The organism is Methylobacterium sp. WL18, from assembly GCF_008040015.1.
Lineage (GTDB): Bacteria > Pseudomonadota > Alphaproteobacteria > Rhizobiales > Beijerinckiaceae > Methylobacterium > Methylobacterium mesophilicum.
This window is the reverse complement of record NZ_VRVD01000838.1, coordinates 1-1,707: the sequence shown is the minus strand read 5'-3', so window position 1 is coordinate 1,707 and position 1,707 is coordinate 1. Positions and strand designations below refer to the sequence as shown.

Here is a 1,707-nt window from a genome sequence, read left to right as displayed (position 1 = left end):
TGCGCCGCATCCAGGCAGGCGCGCAGGGCGTCCGGGTCCACGGCGTCCGGCCGGAACCGGCGCACGTCGCGGCGCCACGCGAACAGCGTGTCGAGGGCCTGGATGAAGCTGTCGTCGAAGGTGGGCGGACCCATGATGCGGCCCGCCTTACCTGCATCCGGCGATAAACGGGAGGACGAAAACCGCTCGGCCTGCGCATCGGGCTGGATATCGCAGCCGGCACGATGCGCTGGGCTCTGACTGGGATCGTCTTTTTCCGAACGCCGGCAGCCACGTTCGGGGACGATCCACCTGGCGAGGTGCAGGACACGCCACGAAAAAAGGCCGCCCGGAGGGGCGGCCTGAAGTCATTGGGTCTCGAAACCTCGGAGTGCCGAATTCTGGAATCCCGACCGGCGACCGAAGGCTGGGGAGCTGGGTTTCGGCCGCTGGTCCGGCAGGAGCCGGCGAGGTTCAGACAGTGTTGTGCCAGGGCAACGCGGCCCGGGAAAGGCGGCATTCGGGCAGAACCGTGTTTTTTGTCGCTTGGATGTGTCGTGGGCGACACGGGGTCCCGGAGGGGTCACCCTTGCGGGTCGCGGGCGCGGGGGCCATCATCCGGCACAGCATGGGCACTACGGAGTGACGATGACGGAGCGGACGAGCGCGGAGTCGAGGCCCGAGGAAGCGGCGGGCCATGTCATTCCGTTCCCCGCCCGTGCGGAACCCCCGCAGATCGCCTTCAACCGGGACGAGCTGCGCACGATCTTCAACCTCTACGGCCGGCAGGTCGCAGCAGGCGAGTGGCGCGACTACGCCATGGATTTCCGCCGGGACAAGGCGGTGTTCTCGATCTACCGCCGCGCCTCCGAGATGCCGCTCTACCGGATCGAGAAGGACCCGAAGCTCGCCCGCCGCCAGGGCGCCTACGCGGTGATCGCCGCCAGCGGGCTGGTGATGAAGCGCGGGACCGAGCTGGCCCGGGTGCTCGCCGTGCTGGAGCCCCCGCCCCGGGCGGTGTGATCTTTTCCGAGATCGCGTCAGGCGAGGTTCAAGCGCTCGACGGTGCTGACGATGTCCGCCCGGACCTCCGGCGGCAGCGGCAGGATCGGCCGTGGCGGTTCGGCGTGACAAAGGCCGAGATGGTCGGCGAGGGCGTAGACCACCCGCAGGCTCGAATGCGCCTTGAACAGCGTCCAGAGTGGCGCGAGCGCTTCGTTCAGCGCCCGGGCCCGCGCGGCGTCGCCGGACTCGATGGCACGCACGATCGCCAGGCAGGTTTTCGGAAACAGGCCGCCGGCCACGCTGAACCAGACCGTGCCGCCGGCGAGCAGCGCCTCGGTCACGTTCCAGTCGCCGCTGAACCCGACCGGAAACTCCGCCGGGACCGCTTCCGTCAGGCTGGCAAGTCCGGCCTCGGCCGCCGACGGCTCCGGTGCGGGGCACTTGGCCGCCACGACGCCCGGCAGGCGGGCGATCCGGCCGATCAGCGCCGGCGAGAACAGGAAATGCGTGGTCGCCGGGTTGTCGTAGATCACGAGCGGCAGGCCGCCCTCCCCCGCCACGGCCGCGAAATGCCGGTACACCTCATCGTCGGTGAGCGGCGTGTAGGAGACCGGGGCAAGCAGGCCCACGTCGGCCCCCGCTGTGCGGGCCGCCTGAGCGTGCCGGATCGCGTCGTCGGTGCGCAGCGCCCCGATCCCCACCAGAAGCGGCACCCGGCCGGCC

At 70.4% G+C, this 1,707-nt stretch carries 2 protein-coding genes and 1 pseudogene; 1 reads left to right on the top strand and 2 read right to left on the bottom strand.

All coding sequences use genetic code 11. The features are described 5' to 3' along the window. Positions 1 to 134: pseudogene (locus FV228_RS34540) on the bottom strand (5,6-dimethylbenzimidazole synthase); the annotation flags it as partial. A gap of 493 nt (positions 135 to 627) precedes the next feature. Here FV228_RS34540 and FV228_RS28875 point away from each other — a divergent pair. Further along, the gene (locus tag FV228_RS28875; protein WP_147857607.1) at positions 628 to 1,002 is read left to right on the top strand and encodes a DUF2794 domain-containing protein; all 375 of its coding nucleotides are present in this window, start codon (positions 628 to 630) and stop codon (positions 1,000 to 1,002) included. 17 nt (positions 1,003 to 1,019) lie between these two features. On the opposite strand, the gene FV228_RS28870 is transcribed toward FV228_RS28875, so the two are convergent. Further along, the coding region (locus tag FV228_RS28870; RefSeq protein WP_147857606.1) for a dihydrodipicolinate synthase family protein at positions 1,020 to 1,707 on the bottom strand (688 nt) is incomplete at its 5' end.